Source organism: Sorangium aterium (assembly GCF_028368935.1).
Lineage (GTDB): Bacteria > Myxococcota_A > Polyangia > Polyangiales > Polyangiaceae > Sorangium > Sorangium atrum.
Genome location: NZ_JAQNDK010000001.1, coordinates 3588649 through 3608120, shown reverse-complemented (window position 1 = coordinate 3608120; position 19472 = coordinate 3588649). Strand labels below are relative to the sequence as shown.

The 19472-nt window shown below is 69.9% G+C and carries 16 protein-coding genes; 11 read left to right on the top strand and 5 right to left on the bottom strand.

Annotated elements, in window-relative coordinates:
• The first annotated feature begins 79 nt into the window (after positions 1–79).
• The 3 genes from POL72_RS13315 to POL72_RS13305 all read left to right on the top strand — a co-directional run bounded on the left by POL72_RS13315 (position 80) and on the right by POL72_RS13305 (position 3142).
• Positions 80–454: a BlaI/MecI/CopY family transcriptional regulator gene (locus tag POL72_RS13315; protein ID WP_012239228.1), complete on the top strand. Its 375-nt coding sequence runs from the start codon at positions 80–82 to the stop codon at positions 452–454.
• Positions 451–1881, top strand: a complete 1431-nt coding sequence (locus POL72_RS13310) for a M56 family metallopeptidase (RefSeq protein WP_272095559.1) — start codon at positions 451–453, stop codon at positions 1879–1881. The genes POL72_RS13315 and POL72_RS13310 overlap by 4 nt, the downstream gene beginning before the upstream one ends.
• Before the next feature lie 193 nt (positions 1882–2074).
• Positions 2075–3142: a hypothetical protein gene (locus tag POL72_RS13305; protein WP_272095558.1), complete on the top strand. Its 1068-nt coding sequence runs from the start codon at positions 2075–2077 to the stop codon at positions 3140–3142.
• A 66-nt stretch (positions 3143–3208) separates the two neighbouring features.
• Here the strand turns inward: POL72_RS13305 and POL72_RS13300 are convergent, their stop codons facing one another.
• Both POL72_RS13300 and POL72_RS13295 read right to left on the bottom strand, forming a co-directional pair.
• Positions 3209–3739 carry a hypothetical protein gene (locus POL72_RS13300; RefSeq protein ID WP_272095557.1) on the bottom strand — a complete coding sequence of 177 codons (531 nt, stop codon included), beginning with the start codon at positions 3737–3739 and terminating at the stop codon, positions 3209–3211.
• A gap of 487 nt (positions 3740–4226) precedes the next feature.
• Positions 4227–4910: a hypothetical protein gene (locus POL72_RS13295; RefSeq protein ID WP_272095556.1), complete on the bottom strand. Its 684-nt coding sequence runs from the start codon at positions 4908–4910 to the stop codon at positions 4227–4229.
• 535 nt (positions 4911–5445) lie between these two features.
• Between POL72_RS13295 and POL72_RS13290 the strand changes: the two genes are divergently transcribed.
• Genes POL72_RS13290 through POL72_RS13275 form a run of 4 tightly spaced genes read left to right on the top strand, consistent with a single transcriptional unit; the run spans position 5446 to position 9017 of the window.
• The gene (locus POL72_RS13290; RefSeq protein WP_272095555.1) at positions 5446–6141 is read left to right on the top strand and encodes a hypothetical protein; all 696 of its coding nucleotides are present in this window, start codon (positions 5446–5448) and stop codon (positions 6139–6141) included.
• Positions 6142–6160: 19 nt separating this feature from the next.
• Positions 6161–6670 (top strand): RNA polymerase sigma factor, encoded by a 510-nt coding sequence (locus tag POL72_RS13285; RefSeq protein ID WP_272095554.1) that lies wholly within the window; start codon positions 6161–6163, stop codon positions 6668–6670.
• Complete coding sequence (locus tag POL72_RS13280; RefSeq protein ID WP_272095553.1) at positions 6667–7434, top strand: DUF4384 domain-containing protein; 768 nt, start codon at positions 6667–6669, stop codon at positions 7432–7434. Before POL72_RS13285 ends, POL72_RS13280 begins: the two co-directional genes overlap by 4 nt.
• Entirely contained in the window at positions 7431–9017 is a 1587-nt protein-coding gene (locus POL72_RS13275) for a caspase family protein (protein ID WP_272095552.1), read from the top strand. The genes POL72_RS13280 and POL72_RS13275 overlap by 4 nt, the downstream gene beginning before the upstream one ends.
• A 56-nt stretch (positions 9018–9073) precedes the next feature.
• On the opposite strand, the gene POL72_RS13270 is transcribed toward POL72_RS13275, so the two are convergent.
• Positions 9074–10159: an SBBP repeat-containing protein gene (locus POL72_RS13270; RefSeq protein WP_272095551.1), complete on the bottom strand. Its 1086-nt coding sequence runs from the start codon at positions 10157–10159 to the stop codon at positions 9074–9076.
• A 970-nt stretch (positions 10160–11129) separates the two neighbouring features.
• On the opposite strand from POL72_RS13270, the gene POL72_RS13265 reads away from it, so the two are divergent.
• Positions 11130–11807: a DNA alkylation repair protein gene (locus POL72_RS13265; RefSeq protein ID WP_272095550.1), complete on the top strand. Its 678-nt coding sequence runs from the start codon at positions 11130–11132 to the stop codon at positions 11805–11807.
• 440 nt (positions 11808–12247) lie between these two features.
• Here POL72_RS13265 and POL72_RS13260 read toward each other — a convergent pair whose 3' ends face one another.
• Positions 12248–13549 (bottom strand): FAD-dependent monooxygenase, encoded by a 1302-nt coding sequence (locus POL72_RS13260; RefSeq protein WP_272095549.1) that lies wholly within the window; start codon positions 13547–13549, stop codon positions 12248–12250.
• Between the two features lie 84 nt (positions 13550–13633).
• Between POL72_RS13260 and POL72_RS13255 the strand changes: the two genes are divergently transcribed.
• Positions 13634–14590, top strand: a complete 957-nt coding sequence (locus POL72_RS13255; RefSeq protein ID WP_272095548.1) for a LysR family transcriptional regulator — start codon at positions 13634–13636, stop codon at positions 14588–14590.
• A gap of 71 nt (positions 14591–14661) precedes the next feature.
• Here the strand turns inward: POL72_RS13255 and POL72_RS13250 are convergent, their stop codons facing one another.
• Positions 14662–15390, bottom strand: a complete 729-nt coding sequence (locus tag POL72_RS13250; protein WP_272095547.1) for an enoyl-CoA hydratase/isomerase family protein — start codon at positions 15388–15390, stop codon at positions 14662–14664.
• A gap of 679 nt (positions 15391–16069) precedes the next feature.
• Between POL72_RS13250 and POL72_RS13245 the strand changes: the two genes are divergently transcribed.
• Both POL72_RS13245 and POL72_RS13240 read left to right on the top strand, forming a co-directional pair.
• The gene (locus POL72_RS13245) at positions 16070–17797 is read left to right on the top strand and encodes a leucine-rich repeat domain-containing protein (protein WP_272095546.1); all 1728 of its coding nucleotides are present in this window, start codon (positions 16070–16072) and stop codon (positions 17795–17797) included.
• A 139-nt stretch (positions 17798–17936) separates the two neighbouring features.
• Entirely contained in the window at positions 17937–19037 is a 1101-nt protein-coding gene (locus tag POL72_RS13240; protein ID WP_272095545.1) for an SEL1-like repeat protein, read from the top strand.
• Positions 19038–19472: the final 435 nt, after the last annotated feature.

The following is a 19472-nucleotide window of genomic DNA, read 5'->3' as shown; positions in this document are numbered from 1 at the left end:
CCCGGCGGCCGTCCCCCCGGAACTCGGGCGACTACATTTGTAGTTGACGAACGGCCGCCCATGAACGACACTTGTCGTCGTGGGCACCGAAGCGCTGACCGATCTGCAGCTCGCCGTGATGAAGGCCCTCTGGGCCGTCGGGGAAGGCTCCGTCGGGGATGTCGTCTCGGCGATGGCGGAGGACGGGCGGGAGCTCGCTCCCACGACGGTGGCGACCTTGCTGCAGCGGCTCAGCCAGCAGGGGTGGGTGGAGCGCAAGCGGTCTGGCAGGCAGTTCGTGTACCGCGCGTCGGTCGACCAGAAGGAGGCGGCGAGGGGCGTGCTCCACCGCGTGCTCCGCTCGTTCTTCGGCGGCAGGGCCTCGGCCCTCACCGCGCAGCTCCTGGAGTCGGAGCAGCTCAGCCCTGAAGAGCTCGAGGAGATGCAGCGGCTGATCAAGGAGAAAGGCGCGTGATCCTGGCGCTCCACCTGCTCGCAGGGCCGGGCACCTGGCCCGGCATCGCGGCCCTCTGGCTGGCGCTGCTGCTCACCTGTTCGGCCCACGCCGCGGTGTGGACCGGGGCGGCGGCGCTCCTGGCTCGGCGGAGCTCCCTCTCGTCCGCCACGCGGCACCTGCTCTGGAAGATGGCGCTGTTCGGTCCGCTCGCGACGGTGCTGCTCGCGGCGGCGATGTCATGGGGCTTCGAGCGCGCGCCCGGGGACACGGCATCTCCTGGAGAGATCGCTGTCCTGTCGCTCGAGGACGCTCCCGCGCCGGCGGTCCTCGATGCCGCGCCGGAGAAGGGCGGTTCGACCAGGGAGAGCGCCGGCGCCGCATCGCCGGCGCGGCGCGCGGGGGGGAGCCCCGGGTGGAGCCTGCTCGCTGCGTGCACGGCCGGAGCGGCCGCGCTGGGGCTGCTGCGGTTCGCCACGTCGGCGCTGCTGCTGTGGCGTGGCCTCCGCGGGCGCAGGGAGGTGCAGGACGCGCGGCTGCTCCAGCGGCTGGAGCGGCTTCGCGCCCGGGCCGGGCTGCGCCGGGTCGCGCTGACGGAGAGCGCCGGCATCGGCAGCCCGCTCGTGATCGGAGCCTCCGAGATCTGCGTCCCGCTGGCGAGGCTCGCAGCCCTCACCGACGCGGAGGTCGACGCCGTGTTCGCGCACGAGCTGGCGCACCTCGAGCGCCGCGACGGGCTGTGGTTTCCGGCCGCGGGCCTCGTGCAGTCGGTCCTGTGGGTGCATCCCCTCGTGCACTGGGCGTCGTCCCGCTTCCGCCAGACAGCGGAGCTCGCCTGTGACGATCGCGCCGTCGAGCTCACGGGGGATCCCCTCGGTCTGGCGCGCGCGCTGGTCCAGGTCGCGTCGGGCGCGTCGCTCGCCCCGCGGCGCGCGCTGGTCCCGGCCATGGCGCGCTCGTCCGGCGCGCTCCTCCCGCGCGTCAGGCGCCTTCTCGATGCAGGGAGCCGGGCGCGATCCACGCCGAGCCCTCGGGGCCGGCGGCGGGCCATCGCCAGCCTCGCCGCGGCCGGCGTGGCGGCTGCGGGCCTGAGCGTCCAGGTGGCGCGCGCGCGGCCGCCGCTGCTCGCGGCAGGCGCGGGCGACGCGCTCGCGCGGGATCGTGGCGCTGCCCTCGACGCGACGGCATCGCCGCCCGACGCGGCCGCTGCGAGCGAGCAGATGGTCGAGCTCGCGCGCCGCGAGCAGGAGATCGAGGCGCGGCTCGAGGAGGCGCTGCTCCTCCCCGACGCGCAGCGCGAGGACACCCAGGCTGCCGTTCTGGTGCTCGAGCTGCGCCAGGAGCTGAGGCACGCGCGCGCCGCGAAGGCCTGGATCGAGGAGCGGTTCGTCGACGAATGGACGACGTGGGAGAGGCGCCCCCGGGCGTCCGGCAGCGCGCCTCGGTAGCGCGCTCCGCACACCGCACGAGCCTGTCCAGAACAGGCCGAGAATCCCCTCGTTTTGCAGCCATTTTCAGCGGGGAATTTGAGCAGGGAAGCGGGGAAACAGGGAGTATTTGAAGACTTCCCTCTCCGTCTCCCTGTCTCCCTGTGACTTTCCGAAGAAACTGAGGGGATACCTCAGCAGAACAGGAGCTGACATGTCGATCATGAACAGGACGCCGAGCGCGCGGCGCACGGCTGCGCGCTCGGCGCGTGCGGGGTTGACCGCCCGGGCGCTGTGCGCGGTTGCGACGATCGGGCTGACGGCCGCCGGCTGCGCTCGCACGGAGGTCGTCACCCTGGAGCGCACGGGACAGCCCATCACCGTCCACAGGCCGGCGCTGTATCCGGAGACGATCGAATTCGACAGCAGCAGAGGCAAATTCCTTGTGAGCTCGTTCAGGGAGGGGGCGATCTACGCGGTGGACGGCGATGGCGGCGTCTCCCGTGTCGTCGACGACCCACGCCTCTGCTCGGTGCTCGGCATCGCCGTGGACGTCGAGCGCGGGCGCCTCTGGGCGGTGAGCTCCGACCTCGGCGCGAGCGTCAAGCCGTCTGCCGCGGGGCCGAAGAACGTGGCCGCCGTGGGCGTCTACGATCTCGCCACGGGCAAGGCCATCCACTACGTGGATCTCGCGCCGCTGTCCCCCGGCGCTCACCTCGTGAACGGCATCGCCCTGGACTCGGCCGGCAATGCCTATGTCACCGACAGCTTCTCGCCGACCATCTACAAGGTCGATTCGCAGGGAAACGCGGCCGTCTTCCTGCGGGACGAGCGATTCGCCGGCGATGGGATCAACCTCAACGGGGTGGTCGTCCACCCCGATGGCTATTTGCTGGTCGTCAAGAAGAGCGATGGCAGCTTGTTCAAGGTGCCCCTCGCGGACCCCTCGCGGTTCTCCAGGGTCGATGTCGCCGAGCGGTTCGTGGGCGGAGACGGGCTGACCCTGGTGGGGAAGAAGGATCTCGTGGTCGTCGCGAACCAGGCCGCCGGCGTCGCGTCGAACGCCGCGTTCTCGCTGTCGAGCGAGGACGGCTGGAGCACCGCGAGGTTGCGCGCGGTCCAGCGGCTCGGCGACGTCTATCCGACGACCGGCGTGCTCCGGGATGGAAAGCTCTATGTCATCTACAGCAAGCTGAACGAGCTCATCCAGTCGTCTCCGGAGCAGCGAGAGCGGCTGCAGGTGGAGGCGACGATCCAGCAGATCGGGAGCGCTGCGCTGTAGCCGCGGCGCGCCTCGCGGCCGGCCCGAGGCGGGCAGAGGGCCTGCGAAGCGCGCCTCGCGGTGGCGTCAGGGCTGCGCTTCGCCCTCGCCTTGGTCATCGTCGGTGTTGCCGAGATCGGGGCATTTCTGCGCGATGAGGTCACACGCCGGGACGGGGGCCTCGAGCGCGCTCGTCGCGGAGTCGCAATCGAGCGCTCGGACCTTCTCGGCGTTCGCCAGCATGCACGCCTCGTACTCGGCCACCGTCGCGGTGCAGCCTGCGCGCGACTCGGCCGGCGGCAGACAGCTCGCCGTGGCCGTGTCCTCCGCTCGCGCCGGCGGCTGCTGGGCCTCGGCCAGGCACTTGTCCCTCACGACGGTGCAGACCTGCCCGACCGTGGACCACAGGAGTCCGACGAACTCGCAGGTATCCTCCCTAGTGAGCACGAGGCTCGGCGTGAGCGACTGGCACGTGGTGTCTTCGTCCGCGGTCGTCAGGTCCTTGAGCTGCTTGCTGCTCAGCGCGGCGGGGATCGGAGCGGCCGCCACGTCCTTGCCGCCCCAGAGGACGAGCGACAGGAAGGCCGAGAGTGCTCCGAGTCGAATCAGTCGATTCATTCGTTCTCTCCCTTGTACGAGCGGCCGGCTCCGGCCGCGGACGGGCTCGGAGCAACCGACGTACCCGGGGCCGCGTTGTGCACGACGGGGCCGCGCGGGTCTCCGTCGCCGCCCGCGGCGCGACGATCGAGGACCAGGCGGTCACGGGTCTTCCAGGCTTCTCTCCCTTCGCGATCGCGCGCTCTGGCGGGATCCCATCCAATCCACCCTGGCGGCGTGTCCTTCGGTGTGTGTGTGCGCGCGCTCGCCGGCGCGGGCAGGATCGGTACAGGGCCGCTCGCCCCGCCATGGCGGCGACGGGCTCACAGGGGACGGCGCTCTGGTGCTCGGATGAAGTGAATACGAGCCATCCGGCGCAAGGACGCCAGGGAGAGAAAATCCTGGCTCTCTTGGCGGCCTTGGCGTCCCGGTGAACTCCCGACACGCGCTGCCGCGCCGGCCGCGGCGAGCGCCGCGCCGGAGCGAAGGGCGGCCGGGGGCGGGGCCGTCAGAAGAGGTCCCGCTCTCCTCCCGGATACACGAAGGAGCTGCGGGGCGAGTACCATGAGGCGGTCTTCACCACCTGCATCGGGCTCCCGGGCCGGAGCGCGTACACCGGGTGATCCTTCGCGAGGAACTCGACGGCGAGGAGCTCGTACGGGTCGGCCATGTCCGCGATATAGGGGTAGTTGCCGGCGACGAGCCGCCCGTCGACCTTCGTCACGTAGGCGAGGTGGCCGCGCGCGACGACGCCGATCTTGTTGCCGACGAGCGCCCTGGTCCGGAGGATGGGCACGCCGTCGACCGAGGTGGTCGCCACGAGCTCTCTGCCGTGCAGCTCGAGCGTCGTCGCCCCGGGCGACGCCGGCACGCCGCGCTCGCGCACGTACCCGATCACCGTCTCGGAGGAGTTGAAGTAGTGCGTGAAGAACCGGGCCGGGCTCCCGCCGTCGGGCGTCGTGTGATCCGCGAGATCCAGCCCCAGGTAGGTGAGCGAATAGGCGCCGAAGCCGGAGGTCTGCTCCGGTTTGTCGACCACGTACTGGTTCATGTAGATGGCCTTGTTCTCCGCCGGCCTGATGCCGTCCGGCAGGAGCGCCGCGGCGGCGGCAGGATCCGCTGGGACCCAGCTCGAATAGAGCATACGGCTGTCGACGACCATCTGCGGCGCGGCGAGCTTCGACTCCGACATGGTGCTTTCCTTCTCCCCCCGGGGAGACGAGCAGTATCACAACTCGGCGCCCGGCGACCCGCCTCGACGGCCGGCGGGCGGCACGCCTGTGAGCGACCTCAGCCCGCCGCGGGACTTCGTAACAGCTGTTCTCCAATCCCCCGTCCTGGGTCGAGCGAGGGGCTCAGGCGTGGGTGTGCGTCGTCCCTTCGCGTGAGGCGACCGGCGCGAGCGCCCGCTTCAGGGCGTCGCTCGGCTGAGTGATGGGGAGGTAAAAGTACAGCAGTGATGGAAGATGAACAATCGACGTCGAGCCGTGCCCGAACCGGGACCCCTGCGGTCTCTCCATGTCGAAGGGGCCAGCGAAGGCGGGGCCCCCTCTGGGGCGCCGCGCTGCACCGAACGGCAGGCGCCCCGCCGTGCCTCCAGGAGAGCTCCGTCGGCGGCGAGACCGCACCACGGCGGTGACGGCGCGCGCTGCGCGCGGCGTCCTCTCGCGGATGGCTGGTTTGCTCCTTCACCATGGCTCGTTGTTCTTTTCTCAAGGAGAGATGTCATGAAGCATCGTTCGATTGTCTCTTTTGCGCTCCCGCTCCTGCTCGCCGCGTGCGGCGACCCCCAGGTGGGCTCCGATTATCCGGGCGAGGCGCTCCTGACGGTCGAGGGCACGATCGTCAATGAGCTCGACGTCGCGCCGACGGGGCCGGTCGACGCCGTGCTGGTCTGGAACACCCAGGGCGATGTCGAGAACTTCCCCGTCCAGACGGCGGTGACCGGGAGCTTTCCCGCGAGCTTCACGCTGTCGATCCATGCGCCCCCGCCGGAGAGCGCGCTCAACGATTTCAGCGAGTTCGGCGTTGTGGACACCCGGGTCGGCATCGCCACCGTCGAAGCGGCGCTCGACGAGGCCTCGGCCGGGGAGGGCACCTCGCTCGGCGTCGATGAGGACCATGTGATCGTGTACGTCGAGAGCGAGATGGCGGAAGACAGCTTCTGGTCGAATCTCTTCGGGGGACCGCTCTCCCCGGGATTCCATGTCATGGATGTGTTCAGCCGCGAAGGCGACGTGGACGCAGAGCTGCAAGCTGCCTTCGACGCCTGCGACGCCGCGGCGACGACGGAGGCGGAGCACAACGCCTGCGCCGGCTATGACGTGAAGATCAAGATCCGTCCCTCGGCCAGCGGGTCGAGCGCGTCGCTCACCGTCCGGATGGCGCCTGCCGAGGATTTGACGTACCCCGACTGGCACTGATCGTGGTACACGCTCGGACGTGGAGGATCGCGAGGCGCTGGTGTCGCTGATCGAGGCGGCTTACCGGCAGCATGGGCACATCGTGCTGCGCCGGGCGCGGCGGCTCCTCGGGAACGAGCAGGAGGCGCGGGAGATCCTCCAGGATGTCTTCGCCTCCCTGCTCGGCGAGCCCGGGCAGCTCGACGGCAAGGGCCCGATGGTGGGCTGGCTCTACGGCGCCACCACGCACGCATGCCTGAACCGCATCCGCGATCACAAGAACCGGCTGCGGCTCCTCGACACCCACGTTGCACCCCTGCAGCAAGAGAGCGCGGCGGCGTCCGCCGAGAACGCCCTCCTCACGCGGGAGCTCCTCGCGCAGCTCCCGGGCGACCTCGCGCAGGTCGCCGTCCACTATTACTCCGATGAGATGACCCACGAGGAGATCGCGCGCGTGATGGGCTGCTCCCGCCGGCACGTCGGCAATCTGCTGGAGCGGCTGAAGGCCACGCTCTCCGACCGGATGAGAGAAGGGAGTTCGAGTCCATGACGCCAGCGCGACCCGAAGGGTGCCTCTCGGATCTGACGCTCGACGAGCTCATGGCGGGCCAGCTCGACGCGGCCGCGGCGCAGGAGGCGAGCGCGCACGTGGCTGGCTGTCCGCGGTGCTCGGCGCGGCGCTCCGGGATGGAGGCGGCGCGGGCCTCGTTCACGGCGTCGGCGCCGCCCCTGCGGCTCGCCCGCGGCGCCCCGGCGGCCCGCGCCGCGGAGAAGGTCCGCCCGCCGCGCCGATGGCTGGCGCCCGCGGCGGCGAGCGCGCTCGCCGCGGCGGCGGCGGCGCTCTTCTTCTTCCGCTTCCACGCCGCGCCGGAGGGGCGAGACGCGGAGATCCCGGGAGAGCGCATCAAGGGAGCGGAGCGCATCGGCTTCTACGTCAAGCGCGGCGGGAGCGTCCTGCCCGGCGGCGCCGGCGAGCGGCTCCAGCCCGGCGACGCGATCCAGTTCACGTACTCCAGCGCGGAGGCGGGATATCTCGTGATCCTGAGCGTCGACGGGGCCTCCCAGGCGAGCGTCTATTACCCGAGCGGTCCTGTCGCGGCGCGGATCGAGCCGGGGCGGGAGGTCCTCCTCCCCCAGAGCACGGTGCTCGACGACACGCTCGGGACCGAGCGGATCTTCGGGCTGTTCTGCTCGGAGGCGATCGCGGTCGAGCCGCTCCGGGCCGCGCTCGCGGCTCACCCCGACGCGCCGCCCGCCCCGCCGGGCTGCGACGTCGACGCGCTCACGGCGGAGAAGGCCGCGGCGTCGCCGTGATCCGCCGTCGCAGAGCGGCGCTCGCCGGGGCGTGCGGCCTGGCCGTCGCCGCCTCGGCGGCCCCGGCCGAGGCGCGTATCGAGCGCTTCGCTGTGCTCATCGGCAACAACGCCGGAGAGAAGGGCGAGGTCGAGCTCCGGTACGCGGAGGACGACGCGTCGAAGATGTACGATGTGCTCAAGGACCTCGGCGGCTTCCCCCCGGCGAACCTGGTGCTCTTGCGGAGCGAGGGCGTAGAGACGGTCCGGCGCACGCTCATCACGATGAACGACCGTGTCCGCGCGGCCATATCGAGCCCGGACACCGATGTCCTCTACCTCGTCTATTACTCCGGCCACGCCGACGCCAACGCGCTTCACCTCGGGCCGACGCCGCTCTCGCTGACGGAGTTCGAGCAGCTCGTCCGCGGCTCGGCGGCCTCTGCGCGGCTCTTGATCGTCGACTCGTGCCGCTCCGGGGCGCTGACGCGGGTCAAGGGCGGCTCGAGCGCGCCGCCCTTCGTCATCAAGCTCGATCAGCGGCTCGCCGGGCAAGGGATGGTGACGCTCACGTCGAGCTCCGGAAACGAGGACGCTCAGGAGTCCGATGAGCTCAAAGGGTCGTTCTTCACCCACGCGCTCGTCTCGGGGCTGCTCGGGACGGCCGACGCGGATCGAGACGGCGCCGTCTCCCTCGAAGAGGCGTACCGCCATGCGTACGAGAGCACGCTGCGCGCCACGAGCCGCACGTGGGCCGGGGCGCAACACCCCACCTTCCGTTACGACCTCCGCGGCCAGGGCAAGCTCGTCCTGACGGAGCTGCCTGTCCATGCGTCGCTCCGGGGCATGCTCCGATTTCCTGCCGGCAGGGCCTACCTCGTGATGCGGGACTCCAGCGAGGGCGCGGTGGTGGCCGAGGTGGGGGCGAGCGACGCGACGCGGACCGTCAGCCTGCGCCCTGGCCGTTACTTCGTGCGGGGGCGAGGCCCCGACTTTCTCCTGGAGGGGAGCGTCGAGGCCGGCGCCGGGGAAACGATGGATGTCGGCGACGAGCGATTGAGCCGCGTCATGTTCGCTCGGCTCGTGCGCAAGGGCGGCGGCGTCCGCGAGGTCGCGCACGGGCCGGTGGCTGGCTATCAGCTCAGGACGCCCCTTGTCCCCGGGGATTCGCTCTGTCACGGCGGCTTCGTCGGATACGGGATCGAGCTCCAGCACCTCGGCGTCGCGCCCCGGCTCAGCGCGTGCCGCAGCGCCTTCCAGAACGAGCACCTCGAGGCGAGCGATGATGAGCTGGGCCTGGACGTGCGCCTGTCCCGCTCCTGGGACCTGCCCGTGATCAGCCTCGGCGTCGGCGTGGACGTCGGCCTGGCCGTCATGAGGCAGCGGTTCGAGACCGCCGGGCGCGCGCCCGACCGCCATGGCCTGGCAGGGACGTTCGGCGTCGATACAGGGGTGAACATCGATCTGGCGGAGGGCTTCTACCTCGGCGTCGAGGCGGCGGCGCAAACGTACGTCTTCAAGCAGCAACGCGCGGGAAGCGACGAGGGCGAGGTCGGCGCCGCAGTGGCCATGCGGCTCCGCGTGGGCGTCGGCATGAGCCTCTGACGCCGCCAGAGACGCTCAGCGTATTCCCGGCGGCCCGTCGGGCGGATGGCCCAGGGTCATTCGGTGGGCACGTGCAGGACGAATGCGTCCGACGTGGTAAAGAACCCGCCGGTGTACCCGGCGACGTACAGATTGCCGTCGGCGTCTGCGGCCGCGGCGAGCGCCGTGTCGCTGCGCAGCGTCCCGATCTCCTTGGTCCATTGCGCTGCGCCGCTCGCGTCGAGCTTGCGCACGTAGACGTCCTCTTCGCCGCTGCTCGTGGATCCCACGAGGTAGACGTCGTTCTTGCCGTCGATGGCCAGGGCAGAGCCGTAGTCGTAGGACGCATGGCCGGCGTGGTGAGTCCATGACGTCGCGCCGCCTGCGTCGAACTTGCGCACGAAGGCTTCTGGGGATCCCTCGCTCGGGCCGCCGACCTCGCCGGCGGTGCTCCCCGCAACATAGAGGTTCCCGTTGCCGTCCACGCGCGCTGCGAAGACGAAGTCGTTCTCCGTGGAGCCGAACTGCCGAGTCCATGACGTCGTGCCGCTCGAGTCGAGCTTGCGGACGAAGGCGTCCCGCTGTCCTCGGTCCGAGTCTGCGACGACGCCGCCGGAGGTGTATCCGCCGACGTAGGCGCTGCCGCTGCCGTCGACCGCTACGGCCATGGCTTCGTCCTCGTCTGGCCCACCAAACAGTTGAGTCCACGCTGGCGCGCCGTTCGTGTCGATCTTGGTCACGAACGCCTCACCCGTGTTCTGGCCGCCCCCGTAGCTGGTTCCGGCAACATAAGCATTTCCTTGGCCATCGACAGCCAAGGCGTTTGCCGACTCCGAACGCCACGTGGCAAGCTGCCGTGTCCACAGCGTCGCGCCGCTCGAGTCGAGCTTCCGCACGAACGCGTCGCCAAAGCCTCCGTTGGCACCCTCGAGCGCGCCCCCCGTGGTTCCAGCCACGTAGACGTTGCCGCTGCCGTCGACCGCCACGCCCCTGGCATGGTCGTCGCTCGATGTCCCAAACCGCTGAGTCCACACAACGGCTCCATGCGCATCGAGCTTGCGGACGAAGGCGTCCGATTCACCGCCGTCCGATCCGAACGCGCCGTAGGTGTTTCCCGCGACGTAAACATTGCCGCCGCCGTCGACCGCCACGGCAAAGGCCACGTACAAGCCCTCCGAACCGAATTTATAATAAGGGTCGGCGCATACGGCATCGGCGGTTGCTGTTCCGGGGGTCGCCACTCCGCCCTGTGGCCATGACCTCGAAGCCGGCGCGCAACCCGTCCACGGCGAACACTCGTCCATGTTGGAGGACTGGCTGAAGCTGCCAGACGGGCAGCTCGTGCACTCTCGATCCGTGGCCGCGCTGCCTGCGCGCGAGACGTACGTGCCGGCAGCACACGTGGCCCACGGGGAGCAGCACGTGGCAGGATCACCGTCGTGATCCCAGGTGCCGTTGTCGCAACGCACCTGGGGGGTGAGCCCGCCGGCGCAGGAATCGCCGGCGTTGCAGGCGTCACATTCCGCCGGTGTGGTTCCTTCGCCCGTTGCTCCGCCTGAGGTCCCTCCGCCTTCGCCGGTTGCTCCGCCCGACGCCCCTCCGCTGCCGCCCGAGTTGCCCGCGGCGGCGGTCGTGTTCCCAGCGTCGCTCCCAAGGCCGCCGCTCGCGCCCGTTCCTCCGCTCGATGTTCCGCCGCCTGTCGCTCCGGTGCCTTCCGCGTGACCCGTGCCTCCGGAAGAAGGCCGGGTATCCTCGTAGTGGACCGTGCTTTCGCAGCCGAGAAGGACGATTCCGCTGATGAGGAAACCGCTGACCTGGCGGTGCGCTGGCCGCTGGCGATCGTGGTTTGAATGCATGCTGACCCCACTGCCCCCGCGCAGCGCGAGTGCTGAAGTATCGTACGCCACTCTGCCGAGGAAGTCGGTTGGTTCCTCGAGCTGGCCCGCGCTTTCAGTGTGAATGATAGGTTGTGGTATCGCTGCTCGCGGCGATGTGCCGGCGCTGTAGTCGTCCTCGCGGGGGCATGCCGGCCCTCCTGGAACAACGACGCTGGTTCAACGACCAGTCCGCGTCGCGACCCGAGGCGACGCCGCGTCGCTGGACGGCGCACGCGGATACGGCTAGCTCGAGGCCATGGACCTCACCAACGTCATGCGGGACCTCGCCGCGCTGAGCAATGACAAGATGCGCGAGGTCAACGTCCGCGCGGGAGACGCCCACGGCGTGAACCTCACCCAGCTCCGCGCGCTCGCGAAGCAGCTGAAGACGGACCACGCCCTGGCCGGCGAGCTGTGGCGCACCGGGGACCCCGACGCCCGCCTCCTGGCGACGCTGGTGTTCAAGCCAAAGGCCTTGTCGGCGGACGAGCTGGACGCGATGGTCCGGGAGATCGGCTATCCCAAGCTCCTCGACTGGTTCATCGTCAACGTGGTCAAGGCGTCGCGGCACGTCGAAGAGCTGCGTGTCCGCTGGAAGGACTCCGCGAGCGAGCTGGTCGGGCGCGCCGGCTGGAGCCTGACGACGGATCGCGTCGTGAAGAGCCCAGCCGGCCTCGATCTCTCCGCGCTGCTCGACCAGATCGAGGCGGAGATGAAGGCGGCGCCGGGCCCGAAGCAGTGGTCGATGAACCACTGTCTCGCCGAGATCGGCATCCACAACCCCGGGTTGCGCGCCCGCGCAGTGGCCATCGGCGAGCGGCTCGAGGTGCTCAAGGACTACCCGGCGTCGCCTGGCTGCACGCCGCCGTTCGCGCCCGTCTGGATCGCGGAGATGGTGCGGCGGCAGAAGGCGGCGAAGACGCGGGGCAAGTGAGGGGGCGGCTCGATCTGGACGGTGGGTTGCGGGGAGTCGTACAGCCGCTCTGCGCGATTTCCGGGGGGCATGCACCAGCCATGAGAGTGTCGCTCCGGCCGGCCGAAGCCGGCCAGCGGCCGGCCTGCGCGGCGCTCGGCCTGCCGTGAGGCGGGAGAGCAATTCGTCTCGCTCCCAATTCCGGATCTATTGTACGCCCGGTCCATCGTCCACGACGAACCACATCTGGACGACCGATTGTCCCAGCGACAAGGTCGCGACGGGGGTCTGATGCATCACGACCGGTGGCCAGGGATGCTCGCCGGCGGAGGTGTGGTGCAGCACGCCCGGGGGGGACTGGGGTACCGGCTCCCCGTCGTCCCAGAGCCCGACCTCGATCGGCACGAATCGATACCAGTGTCCCGACACTCCAGTCACGGGGTATGGATACGTGGACCGCATCAACTACACGGGTGGTGTTTGCGGCACGCTGTGGGGGCCGCTCCCCTGATGCGACCTCCGGCCGTTCCCGTCGAGGAGGCCCCGGGCGAGTTCACGGCTGGTGGATCTGATGAGCGGCTCACCAGACCCTCGTAGGGCTTGAGCGCGAACGGCAGCGTCAGCGCTCCGAAATCCGGTAGGCCGCCCGTGATCGCGTCCTCGGTGGGCGGTCCGTCTTGCCTGGCGTCCTGCTCCAGCGCGATGTCCTGATTGCGAGTCACGTAGGCGCGCAGGTCGTCCTCGTACGAGGCGATGCCCCTCACCAGATCATCCCTGTGGGCGGCGAGCTCACCCGCCAGGACGTAGGAGCCGACCATCGCGACCGAGGTGGCTTGACCCGTGCCCAGAGAGACGGCGTATCCAGCATCGCCGACCAACACGATGCGCCCGCGCGACCAGGTGCTCGTGCGGACCTGGCTCAGCGAGTAGAAGTGGAAGTCGGTCGCGCGCATCATGTGCTCGACGATCTGCGGGATCACCCATCCAGCGCCCGCGACGCGCTCGGCCAGCATCCGCTTCTGCGCGGCGATGTCGCGAACGTCGTAGGCGAGCCCCTCCGGGGCGTTGAAGCCGAGGTAGGTCCTCGCGTTGACATCCCTCCGCAACCCCATGACCAGCGCGCCCACGGAGTCGGGCTGCCGGTACATCACCTGCCAGCGCTCGAGGCCGAGGAAGTTCGGCATGCCGAAGGTGGCGACGTACAGGTCGCCGACGGCACGGAGGAATTGCTCGTCGGGGCCGAAGGCAACCCGCCGCACGCCCGAATACAGTCCATCGGCGCCAATCACGAGGTCGAAGCGGCGGGGCGCGGTGGCGGCGAACGTGACGTCGATGCCCGACTCGTCCTGGGTCAGCGACGCGATGGAGTCGCCGAAGACGTACTCGACCCGGCTCCCCACGGCTTCGTGAAGCACCTGACAGAGGTCGTCCCGGAGGATCTCGACATCAGGGCTGTCGAGCCGGCCGCCCGTCAACGTGCTCTCGGTGCTGCGGAAGAGCTCGTTGCCGTCCGCGTCGACCACGGCGATGCCCGTCAGCCTCGTGCTGCGATCGCGGATCGTGGGGAGAATGCCCATCCGCTCCGCGACCTCGATGGCCGGACCGCGCACATCGAGCGCGTGACCGCCCGGCCGCAGATGCGGCGCGCGTTCAACCACCGTGACCTCGAAGCCATAGCGGGCGAGCCAGTAGGAGGTGGTGAGACCGGAGATGCTGGCGCCGGACACCAGCACGCGGGGGGACTTTGGACTCGTGATGCTCATGGGAGCTTACGTACGCTTCCGGTATCGAGCCGTCCAAGACATTGATTGTGCTTGTATGATACCTCCAAGGCAACGGTCGAACCCATGGAACTCCGACACCTGCGCTACTTCGTGATCATCGCCGAGGAGCAGAGCTTCCGGCGGGCCGCCGAGAGGCTCCACGTCTCGCAGTCGCCGCTGAGCCGGCAGATGCAGGACCTCGAGGAGGAGATGGGCGTCGAGCTCTTCGAGCCCGAGGGACGTGGCATCAAGCTCACCGCCGCCGGGAAGTCCTTTGCCGAGAGGGCCCGGAGTATCCTGGCGAGCGTCGACGCGGCCGTCGACGAAGCCAAGGGGGTCGCCGAAGGAAGGCTCGGCACCGTGGTCATCGGCTTCGAATCGGGGACGACCTTCATGGGGGCGCTCTTGTCCCTCGTCGCGGCCTTCCGAAGGCGAACGCCCCGCGTCGGGCTGCAGCTCGTCCCCATGAGCAGCGTCGAGCAGTGGACGGCGCTGCGGCAAGGGACGATCGCCTTCGGCTACGGCGCCTACGCGCCCAGCGACGACGCCCTCGGCCACCTGGAGATGACCCGCGACCGACTCGGCCTGCTCCTCTCGCCTGACCACCGGCTCGCGCGCCTCAAGAAGGTTCGACTTCGCGACCTCGAGGGCGAGCGCGTGCTCCTCCAGCCACGTCAGCTCTATCCGCGGCTCCACGCGGACCTCATCACGGCGGCGCGCGCCCAGGGCGTGACCTTGCACGTGACGGCGGAGGTGATCGATCTCGAGGCGCTCATGGCGCTGGTCGCGATCGGCGACGCGGTCACCTTCGCCGGGGAGAAGATCTCGGACATGGCTTCGCAGGCCTCGATGGTGTGGCGCCCCATCGAAGGCCTCCACCTCAACCTGAGCGAGTTCGTCACGTGGCGCGCCGAGGATTCACGCGCGCCCGTCGTGCGAGCGCTGATCGAGAGCGCACGAGAGGTCCGGCTCCCCGCGCGACACGATGCGGCCCACGCGGCGTCCAGCCCATCGAACCCAGGGCGACGCAAGAAGCGCTGAAGCTCGAGCGACGTGTCCCCTCCGCGCTCAGGAGCGCGAGCGACGGCCCTCGCGCGCCGCGCGTTGCGCGTTCATGCCGGTAGAAAGGCCTGCTTCGAGGAGAGGAGCGCGTCCATCAGGGCCTCCCGCTCGGCCGTCGGCTGCGCCGCGACCCGCTCCCACGCCTCCCTGCGGAGGCTCGCCTTGGCGAGGCGGAACGCCGCGGCGGGGCGGCCGCACGCCGTGGCGAGGAAGCGGCGCGCGTCCTCGAGCGGCTCGGCGGAGAGCGCGTCGCCCACGCCCATGTCGAAGAGGCTCGCGGGGGAATGGAGCTCCGCGCCGAAGACGAGCCTTCGGAGCGCGCGGGGGGGAGAGGCGGCGCGGGCGATCTCGAAGGCGACGCGCGGGAAGGCGATGCCCACGGCGAGCTCGGGGAGACCGACCTTGTAGTCGCCGGCGCCGAGGGCGAGGAAGTCAGCGCACATCGCGAGCAGGAGCCCGCCCGCGATCGCGTGGCCGTGAACGGCGGCGGCGAACGGCTTCGGAAAGCGGAAAGCGGCGCCGAACGCGGCGTCGAAGTCGTCGAGGAAGCTTCCAAGCCCCTCTCGATCGAGCGACGCGACCTCGCGGAGATCGAGACCCGCAGACAGGCAGTTGCCGGCGCCCCGGACGAGCACGCCGCGCGCGGCGTCGTCCTCCGCCAGCCGCTGGAAGACGTCGGCCAGCTGGCGGAGCACCGCCTGGTTCATGGCATTGACCTTCGGTCGGCTCAGCGTGACCTCGGCGATGCCGTCTCTGGTGATCACCTCGACGAATTGCATGGCGAGAAGATCGCGCAGAGACGAGCTCGGCGCAAGCTCGCGCGCCGTGGCTCCCCGGTCGCGGCCCCTGGTGATCAGGCTGCGTGTGCGGGATCGCAAGCGATCCCTTCTTCGGACGCGGCGCTCTATCAACAGATGATCCATGCGCCGGACGAACAGCTTTGACTCCACAGCCACCCTGAGCGGACCTATCAGAGGTCGCAGACGAGCGAGACCGGCATGGCGCACTCCGCGTCCCCTGCAAAATTTCCGTGCTGTAACCGCACAGTTCCAGCACCCGGTCGTTCTTGACGCGGGATCGCGGTGAGCCCAACCTCGCGGCATGCGGAACCCGTGGTGGGTGGGCGTGTTTGCGGTGATTGCGCTCGCGTCGGCCTGTGGGGCCCGGGATGCGCTCGACATCGAGGGACCGTCGGCGGATGAAGGCGAGGTCGGAGCGACGGCAGGGGCTGGTGGTGCCGGCGCCACGGCATCGAGCTCGGGCGACCCGGCGATCGGCGCGAGTGCCAGTTCAGGCGGTCAATCCTCGGGTGGCGGGCCGGGCGTCGGTGGCGCGGGTGCCGGGGGCGCGGGTGCCGGCGGCGCAGGTGCGGGGGGCGCAGGTGCGGAGGGCGCGGGTGCCGGTGGCGCAGGTGCCGGGGGCGCGGGGGGCGCCGAGCAGGGGTGCGACCCGACCCGCGTGGAAAACGGGACCTGGAATGTCAATCGCCAGGAGGATCTCGAGAAGCTGCGCGGCGTCACTCGGCTCAATGGCAGGCTCAACATCGGCGGCGAGGTCTCCGATCTGTCCCCGCTCGCGTGTCTGACGACCATCACGGGCCGCCTCGTGATCAGCGACACTTCGCTGTTGTCGAGCCTCGACGGCCTCGACTCCCTTTCCGTCGTCGGGGCGCGGCTGGAGGTGGCGCGGAACGCGTCGCTGCTCCGCCTCGGCAAGCTTCCGAGCCTGCAACAGGTCAAGGGACTCATCGAGATCCGCGAGAACCCCATCCTCGAGAGCGTCGCCGGCGTCGGGCTGAACGCACATGAAGTGCACGTGGTCGACAACGATGAGCTCGATTCCTTGTCAGGCTTCGAGAGGTTCGAGGAAGGGGTGCTCTTGATCCAAGGCAATGACCACCTCGTGTCGCTGGACGGGCTTCAGGGCCTCCGCCGGGGGACGCTCCGCCTTGTGGACAACGATGCGCTCCTGTTCTTGCCAGGCGTCGAGAACTTCGAGGAGGGGGAGCTCTGGATCGAGGGCAACGACGGGCTGGCGACGCTGCGCGGGGTGGAGAGCCTGCGCAGCGGGCGGCTCAGCGTGATCGACAACGACGGGCTGACCAGCCTCGACGGCCTCGGGGCCGTCGAGGATCTCGAGGAGCTCGCCATCAGCGGGAACGACGGGCTCCGCGAGCTGAACGGTGTCTCGCGGCTCTCGACCGTCCAGAACCTCGTGTTGGCGGAGAACCCGCAGCTGACCTCGCTGTACGGCCTCGACCAGCTCCGTCACGCGGGATCCATCTCCATCGCGCGGAACGAGCGTCTCCGGCACCTGGTCGGGCTCGGGGGGCTCGAGACCGTCGACGGTCTCATCATCACCGGCAATTCATCGATGGGCACGCTCACGGGCATGCTCTCGCTCCGTGGTGTCCTGTATGCCGTTATCGAATCGAATCCCGAGCTGGTGATCGCCGACGCTCTCGCGTACATTCGCTCGGACTCGGGCGATGCGCCGTCGCTCTATCTCACCTCCAACCCCAAGCTCACCGGGATCGATCTCGGCGGCGTGACGCGCCTGCGAGAGCTGTTCATCACCGATTGTGGCTCTCTGGCGGACCTGTCCGACCTCGCCGGCGTGACCGAGCTGTCGGTGCTCTCCCTGGGCCATAACGCCGGGCTCGTGAGCCTTACAGGCGTGGAGCAGATCTCGGATCTCTCTCTGCTGTCGATCGCGTACAATCCCCGGCTCACGGATCTGCGGCACCTGAGCGGCCTCCGCGACGTCCGAAACGGGATCGAGATCGTCGGTAACCCCGCGCTGACCAGCCTCGACGGGCTCGGTTCGTTCAGCGCGGGCGACGGCGTGACCGAGGTCGTGAGGCTCGAAGGCAACGGATCGCTCGTGGACATCGACGCTCTGCGTGGCCTGGTCCGGGTGAGCCAGCTCGTCATCCAGGACAACGACGCGCTGCTCGGGCTGACCGGGCTCGAGGGCCTGGCCGAGCTCGATAGCCTCATCGTCGCGGAGAACCGCTCGCTCGCGACGCTCCGTGGCCTGGGCGCCCGGACGATCGGTGGTTGGATCGAGATCATGGGCAACGAGAGCTTGCCGAGCTGCGAGGTCGACGCGCTCGTGGAGCGCCTCGACTGGCCGCCCGAGAGCGTGCGCGAGGAGAACAACGGCACCGGGACCTGCTCGCCCTGAGCCGGCGGGGAGCCGGCCGCCGCGCGCGAACGACACCGTGGCGCGCCACGCTCGGGCGCTCGAAGCGGCATTGCGCTGCGACGGCATTGGCGCCCAGCGATCCTGTTTTTCCGTCCTGCCGAGTCCGAATGGTTGTACGGTGACGCACGTGAAAATGCGCCTCGCTGCCATTCTCCTCCCGTCCTGCGCCGCGGTTTCGCTCCTGGCCTGCGGTCCGTCGGCTCCGCCCGCAGACGCCCCGCCCGCGCAGGCGCCCCCTGGTGCGAGCAGGGCGGCGCCTGCTCCGGTCGTGAGCCCGGCGCCCGCCGAACCCGCGTCGAGCGCGGCGACCGCGGCCCCCGCGCCGGCGAAGACGTGCAGCGATGCGCAGGACATCGACACCTGCGAGACCGAGTGCGCGGCGGGCAAGGCGGCCGCGTGCGAGACGCTGGGCGACCTCCACGCGAAGGCGGAAGGCAAGGAGTCTCCAGGGTTCTCGCTCGGGTCTGCGCTGCGGGCGTTCGGCGAGGCGTGCAAGCTCGGCGCGAAGAGCGCGTGTGACAAGCGCGAAGCCCATCTGAAGGAGCTCCGCGCCGCCTGCCAGAAGAGCGCGAAGAGCTGCTTCGCGCTCGGCGATGCGCTCTCGGGACAGGACGGCCACGACAAGGAGGTCGACGAGAGCTTCGACCGCGCCTGCAACGCAGGAGACGTCGCCGCCTGCGAGGAGCGCGGCGAGCTGCACATGGACCTCGAGCCCGCGAAGATTCACGCAGCGATCGCCGAGAAGGCCCTGGATCGAGCGTGCGCGAGCGGCTCGGCGCACGCGTGCTGTTCGCTCGTGAAGGTCTACACGGACACCGACCGCGAGAAGAAGGCCGATGCGGCGAGGGCGCGGGTCGAGGCCGCGAACGACAGGTCGCAGCAGGGCCGGATCGCGTGCGACGTCTTCCGCATGGGAGGCAAGCCCAAGGTGCGGGTGATCGCGAAGGCAAACGCGGAGAGCGCGAAGGCCTTGAGCAAGCAGGAGATCGCTCTGCTCGAGGAGGTGCTGTCGCGCCGGGTGCCGTATTGCTACGCCGAGCCGCCGAAGGGCCCCGCCGAGCTCGACATCGAGCTCGTCCCGGACGGCGCCGCCAAGCTGGCTGGCTACACGGGTGTCGACAGCGAGCGGTGCGTGAGCCGCATCGTCGAGAGAATCCACCTCGCCGGCGCTGCCTCGCGCCGCGCCCGCTTCGGGCTCGGCTTCGAAGCGGCCAAGTAGCGCCCCATCCTTGGGGCCTGGTCGTCGCCAGGTCCAGGGGAGGGCGCCCGAGGCTCTTCAACCTCTTCCACGTCGATGGGGAGGTCAGGGTCTTCGATGACGCGAGCGAGAGAGAGGTGCTGGGGACGATCGAACCTCAGTTCGACGAGCTATGGTTCGATTGGGATTACCGTGGCAGGGATCCGCTGGGCTATCACGAGCAATTCGACATCTTCAAGGATTGAGCGGCGGCGACGCGGGGCGCGCGTGACGCGTAGGACGCCTGCCGGGCCGATTGCCCCGGGGCTCCAGGCGGCGGCGAGAGGGCCCTCCTCGCGGTGACGGCGAGGGCGGCCAAACGGCCGCGGGTCTTGCGGGCTCCGCTCCCCTATTTCCGATCCACCTCGCGCCGCAGCCATCGAGGCGCTGTGCGCGCGCGTGCCCTGCAACCGAACC

Excerpts from the sequence above, each read along its gene's own strand:
- POL72_RS13305 (WP_272095558.1), top strand. The coding sequence starts at position 2,075 with ATGTCGATCATGAACAGGACGCCGAGCGCGCGGCGCACGGCTGCGCGC.
- POL72_RS13300 (WP_272095557.1), bottom strand. The coding sequence starts at position 3,739 with ATGAATCGACTGATTCGACTCGGAGCACTCTCGGCCTTCCTGTCGCTC.
- POL72_RS13295 (WP_272095556.1), bottom strand. The coding sequence starts at position 4,910 with ATGTCGGAGTCGAAGCTCGCCGCGCCGCAGATGGTCGTCGACAGCCGT.
- POL72_RS13290 (WP_272095555.1), top strand. The coding sequence starts at position 5,446 with ATGAAGCATCGTTCGATTGTCTCTTTTGCGCTCCCGCTCCTGCTCGCC.
- POL72_RS13280 (WP_272095553.1), top strand. The coding sequence starts at position 6,667 with ATGACGCCAGCGCGACCCGAAGGGTGCCTCTCGGATCTGACGCTCGAC.
- POL72_RS13265 (WP_272095550.1), top strand. The coding sequence starts at position 11,130 with ATGGACCTCACCAACGTCATGCGGGACCTCGCCGCGCTGAGCAATGAC.
- POL72_RS13260 (WP_272095549.1), bottom strand. The coding sequence starts at position 13,549 with ATGAGCATCACGAGTCCAAAGTCCCCCCGCGTGCTGGTGTCCGGCGCC.
- POL72_RS13255 (WP_272095548.1), top strand. The coding sequence starts at position 13,634 with ATGGAACTCCGACACCTGCGCTACTTCGTGATCATCGCCGAGGAGCAG.
- POL72_RS13250 (WP_272095547.1), bottom strand. The coding sequence starts at position 15,390 with ATGCAATTCGTCGAGGTGATCACCAGAGACGGCATCGCCGAGGTCACG.